Source organism: Klebsiella grimontii (genome assembly GCF_042137965.1).
Taxonomy (GTDB): Bacteria; Pseudomonadota; Gammaproteobacteria; order Enterobacterales; family Enterobacteriaceae; genus Klebsiella; species Klebsiella grimontii.
On record NZ_CP169721.1, the window covers coordinates 3603521 to 3622650 of the forward strand.

General features: G+C 53.5%; 18 protein-coding genes. 5 read left to right on the forward strand and 13 right to left on the reverse strand.

What is annotated here, in order from left to right:
- Positions 1 to 83 precede the first annotated feature (83 nt).
- Positions 84 to 923 carry an AraC family transcriptional regulator gene (locus tag ACE3MN_RS17055; RefSeq protein ID WP_024359635.1) on the reverse strand — a complete coding sequence of 280 codons (840 nt, stop codon included), beginning with the start codon at positions 921 to 923 and terminating at the stop codon, positions 84 to 86.
- 199 nt (positions 924 to 1122) lie between these two features.
- On the opposite strand from ACE3MN_RS17055, the gene ACE3MN_RS17060 reads away from it, so the two are divergent.
- Positions 1123 to 2430 (forward strand): alpha-glucosidase/alpha-galactosidase, encoded by a 1308-nt coding sequence (locus ACE3MN_RS17060; protein WP_024359636.1) that lies wholly within the window; start codon positions 1123 to 1125, stop codon positions 2428 to 2430.
- Positions 2431 to 2710: 280 nt separating this feature from the next.
- Here ACE3MN_RS17060 and ACE3MN_RS17065 read toward each other — a convergent pair whose 3' ends face one another.
- Complete coding sequence (locus ACE3MN_RS17065; RefSeq protein WP_024359637.1) at positions 2711 to 3379, reverse strand: ATP-dependent Clp protease proteolytic subunit; 669 nt, start codon at positions 3377 to 3379, stop codon at positions 2711 to 2713.
- Between the two features lie 874 nt (positions 3380 to 4253).
- Between ACE3MN_RS17065 and ACE3MN_RS17070 the strand changes: the two genes are divergently transcribed.
- Positions 4254 to 4706, forward strand: coding sequence for a PACE efflux transporter (locus ACE3MN_RS17070; protein ID WP_102650290.1), 453 nt, complete (start codon positions 4254 to 4256; stop codon positions 4704 to 4706).
- Between the two features lie 53 nt (positions 4707 to 4759).
- Here ACE3MN_RS17070 and citG read toward each other — a convergent pair whose 3' ends face one another.
- The 7 genes from citG to ACE3MN_RS17105 form a co-directional block, all read right to left on the reverse strand.
- The gene (gene citG, locus ACE3MN_RS17075) at positions 4760 to 5566 is read right to left on the reverse strand and encodes a triphosphoribosyl-dephospho-CoA synthase CitG (protein ID WP_102650289.1); all 807 of its coding nucleotides are present in this window, start codon (positions 5564 to 5566) and stop codon (positions 4760 to 4762) included.
- Positions 5567 to 5647: 81 nt separating this feature from the next.
- On the reverse strand, positions 5648 to 7171 hold the full coding sequence (gene citF / locus ACE3MN_RS17080) for a citrate lyase subunit alpha (RefSeq protein ID WP_024359641.1): 1524 nt from the start codon (positions 7169 to 7171) through the stop codon (positions 5648 to 5650).
- A gap of 10 nt (positions 7172 to 7181) precedes the next feature.
- Positions 7182 to 8057, reverse strand: coding sequence for a citrate (pro-3S)-lyase subunit beta (citE, locus tag ACE3MN_RS17085; RefSeq protein WP_024359642.1), 876 nt, complete (start codon positions 8055 to 8057; stop codon positions 7182 to 7184).
- Positions 8054 to 8347, reverse strand: a complete 294-nt coding sequence (citD, locus tag ACE3MN_RS17090; RefSeq protein ID WP_102650288.1) for a citrate lyase acyl carrier protein — start codon at positions 8345 to 8347, stop codon at positions 8054 to 8056. Before citD ends, citE begins: the two co-directional genes overlap by 4 nt.
- Before the next feature lie 16 nt (positions 8348 to 8363).
- Positions 8364 to 9389 carry a [citrate (pro-3S)-lyase] ligase gene (gene citC / locus ACE3MN_RS17095; protein WP_102650287.1) on the reverse strand — a complete coding sequence of 342 codons (1026 nt, stop codon included), beginning with the start codon at positions 9387 to 9389 and terminating at the stop codon, positions 8364 to 8366.
- A 2-nt stretch (positions 9390 to 9391) separates the two neighbouring features.
- Complete coding sequence (locus ACE3MN_RS17100) at positions 9392 to 10264, reverse strand: fumarylacetoacetate hydrolase family protein (protein ID WP_102650286.1); 873 nt, start codon at positions 10262 to 10264, stop codon at positions 9392 to 9394.
- A 17-nt stretch (positions 10265 to 10281) separates the two neighbouring features.
- The gene (locus ACE3MN_RS17105) at positions 10282 to 11643 is read right to left on the reverse strand and encodes a 2-hydroxycarboxylate transporter family protein (protein ID WP_024359646.1); all 1362 of its coding nucleotides are present in this window, start codon (positions 11641 to 11643) and stop codon (positions 10282 to 10284) included.
- A 345-nt stretch (positions 11644 to 11988) separates the two neighbouring features.
- On the opposite strand from ACE3MN_RS17105, the gene ACE3MN_RS17110 reads away from it, so the two are divergent.
- Positions 11989 to 13626, forward strand: coding sequence for a sensor histidine kinase (locus ACE3MN_RS17110; RefSeq protein WP_102650308.1), 1638 nt, complete (start codon positions 11989 to 11991; stop codon positions 13624 to 13626).
- Positions 13616 to 14308, forward strand: a complete 693-nt coding sequence (locus tag ACE3MN_RS17115) for a response regulator (RefSeq protein ID WP_049131186.1) — start codon at positions 13616 to 13618, stop codon at positions 14306 to 14308. Before ACE3MN_RS17110 ends, ACE3MN_RS17115 begins: the two co-directional genes overlap by 11 nt.
- Positions 14309 to 14519: 211 nt before the next feature.
- Here ACE3MN_RS17115 and ACE3MN_RS17120 read toward each other — a convergent pair whose 3' ends face one another.
- Together ACE3MN_RS17120 and ACE3MN_RS17125 are read right to left on the reverse strand one after the other, a co-directional pair.
- Positions 14520 to 14864, reverse strand: coding sequence for a RamA family antibiotic efflux transcriptional regulator (locus ACE3MN_RS17120; RefSeq protein ID WP_004871504.1), 345 nt, complete (start codon positions 14862 to 14864; stop codon positions 14520 to 14522).
- Between the two features lie 100 nt (positions 14865 to 14964).
- Entirely contained in the window at positions 14965 to 15561 is a 597-nt protein-coding gene (locus tag ACE3MN_RS17125; protein ID WP_098363047.1) for a TetR/AcrR family transcriptional regulator C-terminal domain-containing protein, read from the reverse strand.
- Positions 15562 to 15728: 167 nt separating this feature from the next.
- Between ACE3MN_RS17125 and ACE3MN_RS17130 the strand changes: the two genes are divergently transcribed.
- On the forward strand, positions 15729 to 17165 hold the full coding sequence (locus ACE3MN_RS17130) for a DHA2 family efflux MFS transporter permease subunit (RefSeq protein ID WP_049131200.1): 1437 nt from the start codon (positions 15729 to 15731) through the stop codon (positions 17163 to 17165).
- A 164-nt stretch (positions 17166 to 17329) separates the two neighbouring features.
- Here ACE3MN_RS17130 and ACE3MN_RS17135 read toward each other — a convergent pair whose 3' ends face one another.
- Both ACE3MN_RS17135 and ACE3MN_RS17140 read right to left on the reverse strand, forming a co-directional pair.
- Positions 17330 to 18115, reverse strand: a complete 786-nt coding sequence (locus ACE3MN_RS17135; RefSeq protein WP_024359650.1) for an SDR family oxidoreductase — start codon at positions 18113 to 18115, stop codon at positions 17330 to 17332.
- A 51-nt stretch (positions 18116 to 18166) separates the two neighbouring features.
- Entirely contained in the window at positions 18167 to 19063 is an 897-nt protein-coding gene (locus ACE3MN_RS17140; protein WP_024359651.1) for a GntR family transcriptional regulator, read from the reverse strand.
- Positions 19064 to 19130 lie beyond the last annotated feature (67 nt).

Genomic DNA, 19130 nt, shown 5'->3' on the forward strand with positions numbered 1-19130 from the left:
AAATCCTCTGCCAACAAAAGCATCGGCTCCCCCCGATACAACTTTATTTCAACCACACCACAGATTTGAATAAGCGGTAAACATCACCTCGCCGCCTGCTGTTCAGAAAGGTATTTTTGCCGCCATTTAGCCGGAGATACGCCGTGCATTTTCTTAAAAGCCTTAGAAAAATGCAGCTGATTTTCATAGCCTACGGAAATGCCCACCACTTTAATCGCCGTATTGCTGTTTTTGAGAAGGCTGAGGGCGATGCTCATCCGGAAATTGAGCAAATACGCCTTGGGACCTATACCGTAGGCGCTTTTGAACAATCGGCAAAGGTAGCTGCGGTTGATATTACAGTATGCGGCCAGGCTCTCAACGCTCAGAGGTTCGTGGTAGCGATTTTCAATTTTTTTGATCGCCTTTTGCAGGTGCCTGGTCTTGTCATCACGGAGAGGAGCTCTTTGATCATGCGTATTGCTGATTAAGGTCGAAAAGAAGAGATAGCACAGCCCCTGCACCTTCAGCCGGTGTTCATCGCCATGTTCGACAATTTGCCGCAGGTAGCCGAGGGCGCTGACGTTGTCTTTATTCAGGTTGGGCCGGTAAATCGGTGATTGCCGGCTCAGATGGCACTCCGCGAAAATTCTGGCGGCGATCAGCCCATCGACCTCAAGCCACATATAATGCCACGGATCCTTTTTATCCGCGCAGTAGGTGGTCACATCATGGGGGTGGATCAAAAACCCCTCCCCCGCGACGACAGGAAAAGCGCCGGATTCACTGTAAAAGGTGCCGGTTCCACTTATCACATAATGAAATAGGTAATGCTGGCGAACAGCGGGGCCATAACGGTGCCCCTTATGACAACTCTCCTCGCCGTACTGGTACAAGTTCAATTCGATATTGTCGGTATGATTGAGGGTAAAAGTCTTGTGCATCAGTAACTCGCGCTTTTTTCCCGTCACATTATCAGAGATACCGCCAGTAAAGTCCCCCGGTTCAGTTAGATTCAGAGCTGGCTCACACTTTCTTTGCGACATCATTTTTCGCCATAGCAATATCACATTTAGCCATATTTCCGGGTCACGCCGCAGCGTACATTCTGCCTGACCAAAACAGCAGGAACGGAGAAATACCATGATTAAAGTGACATTTATGGGCGCGGGCAGCACCATTTTCGCCAGAAACGTACTCGGGGACATTATGGCGACCCCGACGCTGAAAGAGGTGGAGATTGCGCTGTACGACATCGACGGCGCGCGTCTCAATGAATCTCTCGCCATGTTGAACAATATCAACAGCAATACCAATGCGGGCAGAGCGAAGATCGCCGCTTACCTTGGCGTTGAGAACCGCCGTGCGGCATTGAAAAACGCCCATTACGTGGTGAACGCCATCCAGGTCGGCGGCTACGACCCTTGCACCATTACCGACTTCACTATCGCGAGAAAATATGGTCTCCGGCAGACGATTGCCGATACCCTGGGGATTGGCGGTATCTTCCGCGCGCTGCGCACCATACCCGTAATGTTTGATTTCGCACGGGATATCGAAGCCGTCTGCCCGAATGCCTGGTTACTCAACTACACCAATCCTATGGCCACGATAACCGGCGCTATGCTGCGTCATACGGAGGTGAAAACGGTCGGACTTTGCCACAGCGTTCAGGTCTGCGCGGAAACGCTGTTGAAAAGCGTGGATATGCCAACCGACGACGTGCAATTTCATATCGCGGGTATTAATCACATGGCCTGGCTGCTGGACATTCGCCGCCACGGCGAGGATCTGTACCCGGAAATTAAGCGCCGGGCCAGCGCCCTGCAGGGCAAGCATGATGATATGGTGCGCCATGAAATCATGAAAATTTTCGGCTATTACGTTACCGAATCGTCAGAGCACAACGCCGAATACATGCCTTACTGGATCAAACGCAACTACCCGGAACTGATCGAGCGATTCAATATTCCGCTGGATGAATATCCGCGCCGATGTATTGAGCAGATTGAACAATGGCAGCAGCAGAAAGTGGCGCTGACCCATGACACCAGCCTGACCCACAGCCGTACCCATGAATACGCGTCTTATATCATCGAAGCGATGGAAACCGATCGGCCCTATAAAATTGGCGGTAATGTGCTCAACACCGGTTTGATCGCCAACTTACCTTCCGAGGCCTGCGTCGAAGTACCTTGTCTGGTGGATGGCCAGGGCGTCACGCCATGCTACGTCGGCAACTTGCCTGAGCAGCTGGCGGCGCTGAACCGTACCAACATCAATACCCAGCTGTTGACCGTCGAGGCGGCGGTTACGCGCAAGCGCGAAGCTATCTACCATGCTGCGCTGCTCGACCCGCACACTTCCGCCGAACTGTCGATCGATGACATCCGCAAGCTGTGCGATGAACTGATTGAAGCGCATAGCAACTGGCTTCCAGCCTACCATTAATCGCCCTAAGGCTCTGCAGCTTCCTGTACGCCCGCAAAGCGCGGAGGTTTCCGCGCCGTTACCAATCTGCAGAAGTTTTGCCGCATTTAGCCATCGGCATGCCTTATACGGCAGGACTTCAGCCCACTTCAACCGGCTGCGGCCATGAGTCTATCAATGAGACGCTGAGCGATCCGCTGGATTTGGCAAGAGGGGACGGTTGATTGTCGGTATTGATGAAGCGTCCCCGCAAACTCGTGGCTGCTAATCCAATGTCCTTATCCGCGAGCGTGATGTCATTTTATTTAGTGTCGTTCGTAATGTAATATGCAACGGACGTCGGGAGAATACCCGCAAGCGTGCCTTGTGATAATTTTATCTTTTCAGCCTCAGATGCCACCAAATATCGCGCACTGTCATTACTGTAAAGTATCTTTTTAATTTCCTCATCACTCAGAGTGGTACAACGTTTATAAACCGTCTTAAAGTACTTATTGCCATCTTCGACGTCTTTCCTTAGCAGTTCAATATCATTGGGGCGGATCCACTCAGTATTCATATTTGGCGATGCCGCCGGGTGCAACATAAATGAAGATTCAGCAAGCGTGAATCTCTTTTGCGCGCCACAATATAATAACGTCGCTGAAGAACCGGTCATCCCTGCATTAATAGTTTCAACGGGAATTTTCGACCCCTTAATAGCCTGCATTGCCAGGTATCCACTTTCCATACTTCCGCCAAAGCTAGAAATGAATATCTTTATTGAATCTGCCTGCGGATAATCATTATTTATCTCATCAAGAGCAGATATTAGCTCGGATACCTGACGAGGGGTTATTTCTCCGGAGTATATTATCTTCGCTGTTTTTACCTCCGCAGGTTTAATGTTTTCTGATTTCACCCAGTGCATTTCTGCAAATGAGCAATATGAAATAAATAGCGACAAGCCTATAAAAAACTTAATATTCATGTGAATTTTCCCGTGAGAAGTAATATTACCCTTGCGACTTCAGGTGGTGATGGTGCTTACCTGTCTTTGAGATCCTCATGCAAGAAACGCCTGCTAGCTGGTGCAATGCAGGGCAAAGTAATGAAATGATCACTAACGTTATTATGAGCACGCAGATACTCTTCATTTTAACTAAAAATAGACACTCAGCCGCTACGGTCAGGATATGGCGCACAATAAAGATCCGCCACACATGAATACGCGACGGTAAACCTATGCAGGTCGAGGTTGCTATAACTATTTTATTCATCATCTATCCATAGTGCGCAGAAATACGTTTTTTCCTGTTTCAATAATAATTTCAACCTAGATAAATATTGTCAACCGCGATCGATAGTTTCATTATCATAGGCAGCAGCTATCACAAATAGAAAAACGATCGTTAATGTCGATCATCGTTAAATGATTATTATTCTTAATAGCTTGTGTTTACAGAGGTTTAAAAAATATACAGCGAAACTATTTCCCTGCTAAGTTCCGACATGGTTCACCCTCCAGAACATTATTTTTCCTCATTCCGTTTATACAATATTTAGATTGATAACAAAACACATCCAATTAAAATACAATTTCATTACATCATTTATTTATTAGCCATCTCACCGTTTAAAATAAAGACTAAAGTGCGCCTCTAATCAGGGTGGCGTTGGTGTATAATATTGGCGTTTTCAATTTATTAAGAAATACCTCAGCTTGCTGAAGCATTTTGAACGTGGAAAAATGGTCACTATCCAGCCGATAGCGTAAAACAGCCGGCTGTTGGTAATGGGTTGATAGTAATAAAGCAGTCTACTGGCGGCGTAACGGCTCAGATCTGCTGGAGTTAAACAGACTGATGGAAATTGAACTTAATAAAAGCGCGCGCGAACGTATTTTTCATGCCGTACTTTTTGAACTGCTTGCAAATGTACTAATCGCGCTTTTTCTGGCGTGGTTTATGCAGATGTCTTTGCTCAATACAGGGGCGCTTTCGCTTATCTCAGCATTAACCGCAACGCTCTGGAACTATATCTTCAATAAACTCTTTGACGGACTGCAAAAATATCAAGGTTTCAAACGTACCGCGGTGATACGCGCGCTGCACGCCGTAGTCTTTGAGGTTGGTCTAATCGCCGCGCTTACGCCCATTGCAATGCTTTTGCTTGGTCTATCCTTTGTTGATGCACTTTACGTAGAAATGGGGCTGGTGCTGTTCTTTCTGCCTTACACTATGGCTTATAACTGGCTTTATGATTACATCCGCTGGCTCTTCATCGGGCGAAGGAAGCAGCCTGCCCCCCAGCAGTAGTGCCAGCGTATCGGCTGGCCTATCGCCCACAAAACGTTATCCCCTCCCCCTGTTCAGGCGGAGGGTAATTTTGCCAGCACCCATCCCACCGACAGTAAATCTGCGCTGCCCCCGGGGCTAAGATTGCGCCTAATCAGCGCTTTGTCCATCTCAAGCAGCGCCCGCCGATCCCAGCCGTTAGCCAGCAACTCTTTCGCATATCCCTGCACATAGCGCAATCCGTCGATGCCACCGCGTGAGACCAGGTTGCTGTCCTGATTGATGGCCATCAGGCGCAACAAAAGCTCATGAAGATCGCCGTTCCAGCGGGCTAATACCTCGCGGACGGTGGCAAAACCGCTCTCCGCCTCCCCTCGCGCACCGGTCAAACCATACTGCTGATACTGCCGCTCGCCCGCCGTCGCTCTGCCGCTACGCCCTGCTAACTCACGCGCCACCAGCCCGGCGCAGATGTTGCGCATCTCATCGCAGAGGCGGTCCGCCGTTAAATTTTTCACACGCCCGGCGGTAAAGCACAGCAGTCCGAGCGCGAAGATCCCCCCTTTATGGGTGTTCACGCCGTTGGTCGCGGCATACATGGCCTGTTCGCAGGCCATCCCTATCGGGCGAATAATCCGTAGCTGTTCAGCAGCGGGTTTATCCGCGTGGGCATCCCCCAGCTCAGTAAAGCGAACCAGCCACGGGGTAATAGCCGCGATACTGCGGGCAAACAGGGCGTGATCCATATCACGATGCGCGCCGTTGTTGAGTTTGTCTACCAGCCCCGGCTTCGGCGTCAGCTCCAGTTCCAGCCATAGCGCCTCTTCCGCCAGCGCGGGCGCATCAATCGGCCGCGCTTTAATCGCGAGCAAACCAGTCATCGCTCATCTTCTCCGCGCGGCGCTCTTTCGCCGCCAGCAGCATCGCCAGACTGACACCCGCTGATGCGGGTGTCGCAATGGTCATATTGACGCCTTTACCTGTCGAACGGTGTCGATCACGCTGCCGTCGCGGTAGCGGATCACCCCGACAATTTTGTCGGTAAATTCAATCGGTTTGGGGACGCCGGTAAGCGAAATTGCCCGCTCATACAGCGCATTGATATCCACAACGCTGAGACCAGCGGCAAGCAGACGCTCGCGGATTTCCGGGCGCGCCGGGTTAACCGCAATGCCATGATCGGTCACCAGCACGTCGATACTTTCTCCCGGTGTCAGGCGCGTGGTGGCCCGTTTTACCACTGTTGGGATACGGCTGCGCAGCAGCGGGGCAACGACAATGGTCAGGTTAGCCGCCGCGGCCACGTCACAGTGTCCGCCGGACGCACCGCGCATCACGCCGTCCGACCCGGTGATTACGTTGACGTTAAAATCGACGTCAATCTCCAGGGCGCTGAGGATCACCACGTCAAGCTGGTCGCAGCTCGTCGCTTTACTGCCGGGGTTGGCGTAAACGTTGGTGGAGATCTCAACGTGGTTCGGGTTACGCGCCAGAGAGGCCGCTGCCTGACCGTCAAAGCACTGGGTATCCAGCAGCTTTTCGATTAAGCCTTTCTCGTGGAGATCCACCAGGCTGCCGGTGATGCCCCCCAGGGCGAAGCGCGCCTTCACGCCGCTGCGCTCCATCTTCTCTTCCATAAAGCGAGTGCAGGCGGTCGCCGCCGCGCCAGAGCCGGTCTGCATCGAGAAGCCGGGCCTGAAATAACCGGAGTGCTCAATGACATCTGCCGCATGACGGGCAATCATCAGCTCGCGCGGGTTGCTGGTGACACGCGCCGCGCCAACGCTGATTTTGGCGGGATCGCCGACGCTCTCCACCTGCACGATGTAGTCCACCTGATCCTGCACCAGGCTGGCGGGCATATTAGGGAACGGCACCAGTTCTTCAGTCAGCAGCACCACCTTACGGGCGAAGTGCGCATCCACCATCGCATAGCCCAACGAGCCGCAGCTCGATTTGCCGTGGGTTCCGTTGGCATTGCCAAATTCATCGCTGCACGGTACGCCAAGAAACGCGACGTCGATATTCAGTTCGCCATCCTGCAGCAGCTTGACGCGCCCGCCGTGGGAGTGAATTTGTACCGGTTCGTCCATCAGCCCGTGAGAGATGGCATCCGCCAGCCTACCGCGCATGCCGGAGGTGTAGATACGGGCAATGACGCCGTTCTGGATATGCTCGATCAGCGCATCGTTACAGGTCATCAGCGAACTGGAAGCCAGCGTCAGGTTCCTGAATCCCATTCTCGCCAACAGAGAAACGACGTTATTGATCACCCGGTCGCCTTCACGGAACGCGTGGTGGAAGGAGATGGTCATTCCGTCCTGCAAACCGCTACGTAAAACGGCCTCTTCAACAGAAGCGCACAGCTTACGGTTCTTTTTCTCTTCAGGATTGTTGAGCCACGGCGTCGCGCTATGGGCGGTATCAAAAGGTTTTAAATCCCGCAGATGGGGAAAGTTCACATGGAGAAGCTCTGTCTGATTCATTGTGTAATCCTTAACGACGCACGCCGGAGGCCGCCGCACGTTCGAGAACCACCTGCGCGTGGTTGATGATTGGGGCATCGATCATTTTGCCGTTGAGCGACACCACACCGAGGCCATTACGCTCGCCTTCCTCTGCCGCTTCAATCACGCGCTGAGCGTGATCCACCTCTTCCTGCGTCGGGGCGTAAGCGTTATGCAGCAGGTCGATCTGGCGCGGGTTAATCAGCGATTTGCCGTTAAAGCCCATTTTGCGGATCAAATCGACCTCGCGCAGGAACCCGGCTTCGTCGTTAACGTCTGACCAGACGACGTCGAAGGCGTCTATGCCTGCGGCGCGGGCGGCATGAAGCACGGCGCACCGCGCATAGAACAGCTCGGTGCCGTCCCCGCGTTCAGTCTGCATGTCCATGACGTAGTCAAACGCCGCCAGCGCGATGCCGATAAGGCGCGGGGAACTGCGGGCAATCGCCACAGCGTTAATCACCCCGATTGCGGATTCAATCGCCGCCATGACGCGGGTCGACCCCACTTCGCGCCCGCACTCACGTTCGATACGCGCCAGGTGGCCTTCCAGCTCGTAGATGTCCTCCGGCGTGTCGGTTTTTGGCAGCCGTATTACATCCACGCCGCCATGAACGGCGGCCTCCAGATCTAACAGACCAAACGGCGTGCTGAGCGGGTTGATGCGCACCACGGTTTCGATATCCTGATACATCGGGTGCTGCAGCGCGTGGAACACCAGCAGGCGCGCGGTATCTTTCTCACGCAAGGCAACGGCGTCTTCAAGATCGAACATGATGGAATCAGGTCGGTAGATAAATGCGGTAGAGAGCATGGCGGCGTTCGCGCCGGGCAGAAACAGCATGCTGCGACGGAGTGTAGTCATTGCATTTTTCTCCAGTCAACGGTCTGCTCTTCCGCAGCGCGCAGGATCGCGCTCTGCAGGCGGGCGCGGATCACACAGTCCAGCGCGCCTTTATCCTCGACGATAATTAATCCCTGGCGCACGTCCAGCGCGCGCAGCGTCTCGTCGATCGTCTGGCGAATCTGCTCGCCAAACTGCTTGATCACTTCACTGTGAATGATAATCTCCAGACCGCCGTCGGCGGGGGCGATTTTCACCATCAGGTCGCTGGACTCCTGGGTTCCGGACAGCGACTCCCTAACAATTTTCATGATTAATTCCTGATAGTTATGCCACTTCCGCACGCGCGCTGTAGTGCGCTTTGAGGTGTGCAAACGTGGACTCCGGGACAATCTCCCGAATACGAGAAACCTGTTGTGTTCTGAGTAATCGGCGTACTTCCGATGCCGAAATGGCATTGCCTGTGGCCTTGATGCGCGGAATTTCCACCACCGAGATCTGCGGAGTCAGCAGTTGATGCAGCGTCTGATTGTACTGTCGTGTGATATCGCAAAACGGCTCGGAACCGATGAACCGATGGGTTATCCCTAACGCCGGCGCGATAAAATCGCGGAAAATCAGCACATCGATTTCACTCCACGCCTGCTGCACTTCTCCGCTCTCCTTCAGAAAATAGGCGGGGAAGGTAGCGCGCGAAATAATGTATTGCGATCCTTCATGCACGGAGACGTTCGACAGATGCGCGACGCCCGCCCGCACCATCTCCAGACGCTCGCGAAACGGGAAGAACGACGCATCTTCGCGCACCACGAACAGATGCAACCAGTCGCAGCACCTGGCCGCCTGCTCCACCAGATGACGGTGCCCGAGGGTAAACGGATTGGCGTTCATTACGATCGCGCCGATACGCTCCCCACACCTGCGCTGGCCAGCCAGCGAACGGCAGTAACGCTCAATGCCCAGGGGGGTGTTTTCCATAAGCACCGCGCTGTTGCCACTTTGGGCGATGGGCCAGAAGCCGCTGCGGGCAAAGCGCTCTTTGTTGCATGGACGGGTACACAGAAAGAGGTGAAAATGGCCGTGCGCGAGGGCGACGTTTTCCACTTCCGCCAGCAGGCGCGCGCTCAGATTCACCCCACGCATCTGCTCATCAACCACCACGCATTTGATAACGTTGGCCGCAAGACCCGCGCATCCCACCAGCTGCGAACCGGACAACGCCTCGACAAACAGAATGATATCGTTGTCCAGCCCCAGACCGCTGTCGGCCAGTAGCCCGCGAATCCGGCTGAGCCTTTCGGGATGTTCGGCCACTTCCGTGAGTCGAAAATCAATGGTGGGTTGCGTGTGCATACTCAGCTTTCCTGGCGCGCTGCGTTCAGCCGTTGCGCTGGCGCTTCGACGATCGTATTGCTCAGATGACCGATGTTTTCGATTTCCACCTCAATGCGGTCGCCCTCCTCAAGAAACAGCGGCGGATTACGTTTTTTACCCACGCCGCCCGGCGAGCCTGTGATAATCACATCGCCCGGACTCAGGCGGGTGAAGGTGCTAATGTATTCAATCAGCTCCGCGACCTTGTGGATCATGCTGCTGGTGTTGTCTTCCTGAACCATGCGGCCGTTCAGCCAGGTGCGGATCGCAAGTTGATGCGGGTCCGGGATCTCATCGGCAGTCGCCATCCACGGGCCAAACGCCCCGGTTTGACGCCAGTTTTTCCCCGCCGTAAACCAGGTATGCTGCCAGTCGCGGGCCGAACCGTCCATGTAACAGCTATAGCCCGCCACGTGGCGCAGCGCGTCCTCGCGGCGGATATTTTCGCCTCCTTTACCCATGATCACCGCCAGCTCGCCCTCATAGTCAAACTCGCTGGAGTGACGCGGTTTCAGTACCGGCGCATTGTGCCCGGTCTGGGAGTCCGGAAAGCGGATAAACAGCGTCGGAGCCGGATTATGCTGGTCAAACTCCTGGCGCTTGGCGGAGTAGTTCATGCCCACGCAGAGGATTTTTTCCGGCCGCTCAATCACCGGCAAAAAGGTGATGGCCTCCAGCGGCGCGTCGACGGCGTCATCGAGATAGCGCGTGGCCTCCGACATACCGTTACCCTGTAGCAGCGCCTTAAGGTCGCCGTAGCGGTCCCCCAAACGGCGACCTAAATTCACCACGCCGTCGGCCTTGACGATGCCGTAGCTGCGTTGACCTTTATAGATAAAGCTTGCGAGTTTCATAGTTCTTTCCTGAAGACTTAAACGAGGAAGTTGCCCAGAATCAGCAGAGAGATAGAGACGTTGATCGCGCCGCCGATACGAGTAGCAATCTGGGCGAACGGCATCAGGCTCATGCGATTGCCTGCGGTCAGGATTGCCACATCGCCGGTACCGCCCTGCCCGCTCTGACAGCATGAGACGATGGCGACATCAATCGGATGCATACCAATCTTCTTACCCACGAAAAATCCGGTCGCGACCAGCGAGGAGACGGTGCTAACAATGACCAGCAGGTTGCTTACGGTGAAGGCGTTGACCAGCTCCTGCCACGGGGTAATGGCTACGCCCACGGCGAACAGAATCGGATAGGTGACGGAGGTCTGGAAGAATTTATAAACAACCTGGGATCCTTCCAGCAGACGCGGAGATGCGCCGTTGCAAAGCTTAACCAGCACAGCTACAAACAGCATGCCAACCGGCGCAGGCAGGCCAATCAGCTTATGGCCAAGCATGCCCAGCATATAGAGCAGCACCGCCAGCAGCGCGCCGGAGGCAATCGTCGTCACGTCCGCTTTCCCGGAGAACGCTGGCTGGGAGGTGGCGGTGTCCGCATTAGCGCGGTTTGGCATCAGCTGACCTTCACCGGTCAGATGCGGATAGCGCTTGCCGAGCTGGTTCAGGCAACCGGAGATAATGATGGCGGTTAAGCCTCCGAGCATGACCATCGGCAGCACGCGACCGAGCGCCACGCCCTGATCCATGTGCAACAGCGCGGCATAGCCGATGGAGAGCGGGATTGCGCCTTCGCCCACGCCGCCCGCCATGATCGGTAGAATGATAAAAAAGAAGATCTGGAAAGGCTCAAGCCCGAGCGCCATGCCCACGCCCATCCCGACGATCATGCCGACAATTTCGCCGCAGAGCATCGGGAAGAAAATGCGCAGGAAGCCCTGAATCAGCACAGTGCGGTTCATACTCATGATGCTGCCGACAATGATGCAGCAGATATAGAGATAAAGAATGTTGGTGGATTTGTAGAACCTGGTGGTTGATTCGACCACCACGTCCGGCAGCAGGCCATAATAGACCATCGCGGAAGGAATGAAAGTAGCACAAATCGCCGCAGCGCCCAGCTTGCCAACAATCGGTAGCCGCTTGCCAAACTCGCCGCAGGCGAAGCCGAAGAACGCCAGCGTGGCGACCATCACCACGATGTCGCTCGGCAGCTTGCCGCCGAGGCAGTCGATCGCGATTAATGCTCCCGCCAGCACAAACAGCGGCAGCGGGATGATCCCCACCTTCCAGGTATCCATAATGTGCCACCAGCGCTCTTTGAGGGACGGCCGCTGAATATTAACCGGGTCGTGGGTTACAGATAAAGAATCGTCAGTAGTGCTCATAATAAAGCCTCTTGGTTATTTGTGCGTTAAGCGTAAAGTCGCCAGGGCTTAAATAATGTGAGGAATGGCATATTAAATCCGGAGTTTTAATGGCCGCTATGGTTTTAATGGTTTATTTTATTTAATGTGATTAGCGCCTTGTTTATTGGTGTGGTTTTTATGGTTTCTTTTCCTAATTGAACATATATATAACATTCATTAAAAGCGTATTAAGATAAACCTTAGTTTAATAATTTCACAGGTAAGTACACCGGTGCAAAAGATCACAAATTTTAAGTAAACTGCGGGTTTGCATCAAAAAAGATGATATATTGCCCATACCCGTTGATGCCGTGCGTGATGGTCATGAGAGTGTCATTTCAGATAAAACTGTTTATTTCACTGGTTGCCTTTTTCTCAGTGCTATTTGTCTTACTGGGAAGTTACTATTATGTCGATGTTGGCAGACAGCTATATCAGGAGATGAGCACCAGAGCTAAAATACAGTCGGAAGAAATTGCGCTTATTCCTAATTTGCGTAAAGAGGTAGAAGAAAAAGATATCAAAGCCATTCATCATTTTATGCAGCAAATAGCAGCGCACAGCGATGCGAGCTTTATTGTTATTGGTGATAATCAAGGTCAGCATCTGTTTCACTCCGTGTTCGCTGACCGGACGGGCACGACGCTCGTTGGCGGCGATAACGAAGAGGTGCTGCGCGGAAAAAGTATCACCACCATTCGTAATGGAGGTTTAGGCATTTCGCTGCGCAGCAAAACCCCCATTTTCAACGATGTCGGCCGGGTGGTGGGCATTGTCTCCGTGGGCTATCTCACCAGCTATCTGGATACCATCACCGTCAATAAGGTGGTCAACATCCTTATTGCCGCCCTGCTACTGCTTATCGCGCTGTTTATTTTTTCCTGGTTTTTCACCCGCAGCATAAAAAAGCAGATCTTCTCGCTTGAGCCGCGAGAGATTGGCCTGCTAGTTCGTCAGCAAAAGGCAATGATGGAGTCTATCTATGAAGGCGTGATCGCGGTCGATCGCGATCTGCGAATCGAGGTGATCAATCAGGCAGCGCGAACGCTGCTGGGCTTATCCCAGCCCGCGAGGGCGCTGCGTGGGCAGTTAATCAGCGAAGTCATCACGCCCGTGCCGTTCTTCACACCGCGCACCATGCTGCTCAAAGATACGCACGATGAGATTTGCCGTTTTAATGATTTGACGGTGATTGCCAGCCGCGTGCGTATCATGCTGGAAGATTCGCTCCAGGGCTGGGTCATTACCTTTCGCGATCGCAATGAAATCGACTCGCTCAGCGCCCAGCTTAGCCAGGTGAAACGCTATGTCGATAACCTGCGCATTATGCGTCACGAACAGTTAAACCGAATGGCTACCCTCTCCGGCCTGCTGCATATGGGACGCTATAAAGAGGCCATTGATTTTATTCAGGCGCAGTCGGAACACGCCCAGGAGCTGCTGGACTTTATCTCTTCACACTTTAGCTCGCCCACGCTGTGCGGGCTGCTGTTGGGTAAATCCGTGCGCGCCCGAGAAAAAGGGGTCGAGATTAATTTCGATCCCGCCTGCCGGATGGATAAAGCTTTCACCCCGCTTCTGGAAGCAGAATTAATTTCAATTATTGGCAACCTGCTGGACAACGCGATTGAAGCCACGCAGCGTGCGCCGCTCCCGCACGATCCGATCGAAGTGCTGATTAAGCTGAATGAGCGCGAGCTGATTATTGAAGTGGCCGATCGGGGCGTAGGAATTAAACCGGCGATCCGCGAAAGTATATTTGAACGCGGTATCACCACCAAAACGCGTGGCGATCATGGTATTGGCCTGTACCTGATCGAAAGTTACGTCACCCAGGCTGATGGCTACATTGAAGTTGCCGATAACACCCCGCGGGGCGCTATTTTCTCGCTCTTTATTCCCGCCACGGGAACCGCCCGCTGCCCTGCTCAAGAACTGGAAGATATTGACTATGCAACATGAATATATTGACATATTAATTGTTGAAGACGAGAACGAACTGGCGCAACTGCATGCGGAACTGGTTAGCAAACATCCTCGCCTGCGTCTGGTTGGCATCGCTTCCTCGCTGGCCGAGGCGCAGGCGAAACTTGCCAGCCTGCAACCGCAGCTTATTCTGCTGGATAACTATTTACCCGATGGGAAAGGCATCACGCTGATCAGCAATCCCCTGCTGGCTCACGCTAACTGCTCGGTGATTTTCATCACCGCCGCCAGCGATATGGATACCTGTAGCCTGGCGATCCGCAACGGCGCGTTTGATTACATTCTTAAACCCGTGTCGTGGAAACGGCTGAGCCAATCGCTTGAGCGCTTTGTTCAGTTCGCCGAGCAACAGCGGGAGTGGAAGATTGTCGACCAGCAGAACGTTGATTCGCTGTATCAGCTACAGGCCAAAAATTATCGTAAGGATAACGGCGGTAAGGGCATCGAAGAGAACACCCTGGCGAGGGTGCAAACCTTGTTCAACGCCAGAACGACACACTGCTTTTCTGTCGATGAAGTCGTCAGCGAGACGGGGTTAAGTAAAACAACCACACGCCGCTATCTGGAGCACTGCGTGGAGGCAGGATTTTTGCGCGTGGAGATGCTGTACGGGAAAATTGGCCATCCGCGAAGAATGTACAGGCGGGCAGATAGGTGATGGCGGGCGGGGATAGCTGACAGGCTTTTTCAGGGCGCTGCGCCTCTCGGTGAGAAGAGGGAAAGACCGCTGGCTTAGGTTTGGCGTGGTCGCGTTTTCAGAGAAAAATCGCTCTTCCCTATCCCACTAACGATCGTCTCTTGCTCATCAACTACGGCGCTTTTGAAGACCACAAGCGCCTCGGGGGCATACGCTCATTGATGAGACGCGTTCAGGACAAATACGCTGTTTTGTTTTTCTTGCGATATTCACCGGGGGGTAAATGGAAATGCCGGGTAAATAATCGTGTAAAGGTTTGCTGCGAGTCATAGCCGTAGCGCAAGCCAATACTGTAAATATTCTCATCGGTTTCGCGTAAATCGCGGGCAGCTGAATCCAGCTTTTTATGACGAATGTAGCGCCCCAGGCTCTCTCCTTTATATTGCAGGAACAAACGCTGCAGATACCATTTTGAATAACCTGAATAATGAGCTATTTGTTCTATACGCAGTGGTTTATGTAAGTTATCGTCGATCCAATCAATGATAACGGCGATCACGGATTCAGAAATAAACATGGGGTCTCCTCCTTATGCATTCTCCCGGTATTATCAAGGTGGTTCTGTGGTAATTTTTGCTAAAGCCTCTGATGCTACTCGTGTTGTAATAAGCACAATATTAAGCTGATGGCATTGATAATCCTTTAATTATCAAAGACAGACCATACTCAAAAGCGGTATCCGGATGTGGATTGACCAACGATTCGATATGGGCAATTTCTGCCGGTATTTTTGATAACATTTTATTATCATTACCGTACGTTCGCGACTGTTCCTCTAATACGCACCCCAAAGTGTATTCGCTAATCGCGAGTAATATCATTGCGGCTTCTGCCTCAGTGAAACCGACTCGAACAAGATAAACCAGTTTTGGATAAAAGGTTTCTCCTCCCACCCGGGTCGGCGATGTCCCTGCATGTAACAGAGCGCCGTCCCGATGGGCGAGCAGAGCGCGGCGGAAACTACGTGCGTTATCCGCCAGCCAGCTTGTCCATTCCGAAGTGTCTTCGGGCACAGCTAGCGCATGGTGTTTGGCTAAAACAGCTGAAGCCATTTCTTCCAGCAAATTGGCCTTGTTTTTGAAATGCCAGTACAACGTCGCGGATTCCACGCCCAGTTTTTGAGCCAGTTTACGGGTCGTCAACGCTTCCAGACCGACTTCATCTAAGAGAGCTAATGCTGCCTCAATCACCTGATCTCGTTGAATTTTCGCCATGATATTGATCCTGTTGTTAATCCATTTACCCGGGCCAGCGGCCTGTGAAGAGACATTTTGTCTGACCCCGGCGCCTGACGGAAACTTTAATGCAAATTACTCTATCAATGATAGATAAATTGATCAATGATAGATTTCTTCACTTATCGTCTGTTAGGGGGCTTTTTATGAATATCCATCAAGGCAAGCTGGTCAAGGAAACAACCCATCCGCGACCGACAAATGCCATACCGCCAGTGTTGTGGATGCAGGCAGCCATTATCACGCTGGGAGCTTTTTCCACCATGCTTTCATCAACGATGCTCAGCGCTGCGCTGCCCGCCATGGCCATCGGCCTGGGGGTACCGGACTCGGCAATACAATGGATAGCAACAGCGTATCTTATGGCCCTTGCAGCAGGCGTTCCGCTGAGCGCCTGGGCCGTCAGACGCTTTGGCGCTACGCAGCTTTGGCTCTATGGGCTGATTTTATTTGCGATCTTCTCGGCCGTTTGCGCCCTTTCCCCACGTTTCGAGGTGCTGCTTGCCGCAAGAATGTTGCAAGGTCTGGCAGGGGGATTACTCGTACCGGCGGGGCAAACTATTCTTGGCCTGGTCGTCGGACGCGAACGCCTGGGGCGAGTCATTGGCACGATTGGCGTCGCCATCGTCATTGCCCCCTTATTGGGGACATCGCTTGGCGCACTCCTGGTTGAAAGCTGCGGATGGCGAGGGTTATTTTGGATCACCGTGCCCTTCTGCCTGTGTGCATATCTTACCGGGTGGAAGTTGCTTCCCCGTCCGGCAATAAAAAATGACAGGCCCCTCTCGCTGGACTGGCTGGGACTGGCGCTGGTCTTTTGCAGCCTGCCGATGCTGATGGAAGGCATGAAAGCGCTCAGCCTGAATAACGGCAAATATGGCTGGAACGTCATCATGCTGAGCGTGGGCGCCCTGTTCACCTGCTTGTTTATTTATCGCTCTTTGCGCATCGAATCCCCCTTACTTCATCTCGGACTTTTCAAACATCGGGGCTTCACTTTATCTGCCGTATTGATGACTATCGGCGGCGCGGTGAATTTTGGCGGGCAGTTCCTGCTTCCTTTATATTTTCGCGACGTTTGCCATAAAACGCTGGCTGAAGTGGGCTTGCTGCTTACGCCTCAGTTAATCGGTTCGGCGATAGGATTTCCGGTGGCAGGCTACTTTTCTGATAAGCTGGGGCCACGCGCGGTGCTGATCGTTGGCGGCTTACTCGCGGCATTTGCCACCCTGCCGCTGGGGATGATTGATGCGCAAAGTCGCTATTCGCTTGTGGGTGGAGCAATCGCCGTCAGAGGGTTCGGTTTAGCCCTGGCGACGGTACCCGCTATGGCAGCGGGCATGGCGATGGCTGGCAGCCGTCATGTCGCTGATGCCGCGCCTATTCTTAACATCCTCCAGCGTATTGGCGCGATGGCGGGAACGGCATTGATTACCGCGAGCTACATTAGATTCGCTCCGACTAATGGGAGCTTAACCGCCTTTCACCACGCCGGATGGATACTTACCGCTGGGGCCGTACTGCTCGCGCTTTGCGCATTTTTTATGGTAAATCATTCCGTTTTAACAACGCAGGAAGAATAAAAGTTTAATCAGAAAATTTATCGCTTTCAGACCCGATCCCAAAGCCTGCCGATTAAATTTGCAGAAATGGACTTCGTTGCCTGCAAAATAAACCATTCGGAGCGACTGATAAGCCGTCATGCCGGTCCGCTGCGAAGCCGACCGACATGACGCATTCTCACTGACTAAATCGCGCCGATCAATCCGCCATCAACCCGAATCACCGCCCCGGTAATGTAGCTGGCAGGCTGGCTTGCCAGAAACGCCGCGGCGGCGCCGTACTCCTGCGGTTCACCGTAGCGTCCAACCGGAATGCTCAGACGACTCTTTTCGGCGACCGCTTCCGCACTGCTGTTTTCCCGTTGCGCCCTGAGTGCGTCCAGCTGCCCCACGCGGTCGGTGGCGATGCGCCCTGGCACCATCACATTCACCGTCACGCCGTCGCCAGCCACTTCACCAGCGAGGGTTTTCGACCAGCCGAGCAGGCTCATGCGCAGCGCATTCGAGAGGGCGAGGCCAGGAATGGGGGTAATTACGCCGGATGACGTGGTGGTAATAATGCGTCCCCAGCCGCGGCTGCGCATGGCGGGCAGGAGTTTATCGGTGAGCTGAATCAACGAGGCGACCATCACTGAAAACTGCTGTTGCCAGACTGCGCCATCTGTCCCCTGCGCCGATGCGGGCCGCGGGCCACCGGAGTTGTTGACCAGAATATCGATATCGCCCCACTGCTGGCGAATATCGGCAATCACCGAATCAAACCGTTCCGGGGCCGCCAGATCCAACGGCCAGGCGCGGGCAGTACCGCCCGTCCGGGTGATACGCTCCACCGTTTGCGCCAGTTTATCAGCATTGCGGCCGGTGACCGCCACCCTCACGCCCTCCTGCGCCAGCGAAAGGGCAATAGCCTGCCCAAGGCCGCTTCCGGCACCGCACACCAGCGCCACTCGTTGTTGTATCTGCAAATCCATAAATGCTCCTGATTGTATTTTCAGAAGCAATATGTGCAAGAGCGATGCCAGCTATGCGCGACCGTTTTTAACATTGACCTGGTCAAACGCGTATTGCAGGTGTTTTCTCATCAATTCCGCCGCCTGTTCCTGCTTGTTCTCTCGCAGGGCATCGATGATAGCAACGTGCTCTTCGCACCACTCTTTTACGCGGCGCTTATTGTGATAGCTGCCAAATTCCAGCAGCCGGCGCAGCCGGTTTTGTTGCTGGATAGCCTGTAACACAAACAGATTGCCGCTGGCTTCCGCCAGCAACTCATGAAATAAAGCGTCGGTTTCGAAAATCTCTTTTGCCGGAACCTGCGTAATGTCCGGGTGGGTGATGAGGCGCAGATGCTGGGCGCGCAGGCGTTTAAGCATCTGCCTGTCCACATGCAGGTTGGGTGTCAGCAGCGCCGTCGGTTCAATCATCAGGCGAAAACCGTAGCTGTTGCGCAGGGCGACATCGGAGTTGAGGGTTTGCAGAAAGCGCCAGCCGTGCCCCGCATTGCGCGCAATCAGGCCGTCCTCCGATAGCTTCACCAGCGTACGGGTCAGCACCCCGCGATCGACCTCATAGCGCTGACTGATTTCAGTCTGGGTAAACGATTCCGGCAGCGCGCCCGCAATACGGTCATGGACCAGCTGTTCGTAAAGCTTCTGGTCATTGCTCTTGGACTGCTCAATCTCCAGCAGCTCCAGCTCATTGCTGCGTTTAAGCAGGAAAAAACCCTGATTTGGACGCGCTTCAACCGCCCCCATTCGGGTCAACTCTTTTAACCCGGCGCGCACCGGCGTACGCGAAACCCCCAGCGCATCGGCAAGATGTTGCTCGCGTAAATGATGACCTGGATCGAATTTTGCTTCAGATATCAGGTCGAGTATTTGCCGGGCTATCCGGCGGCTGCTCGCAGTGGAGTCAGGCTGCATGGAGAACGCTTCCCTGGAATGCATTGTTGTGGTCGATATATACAATATCACGCACAACAAAACGCAG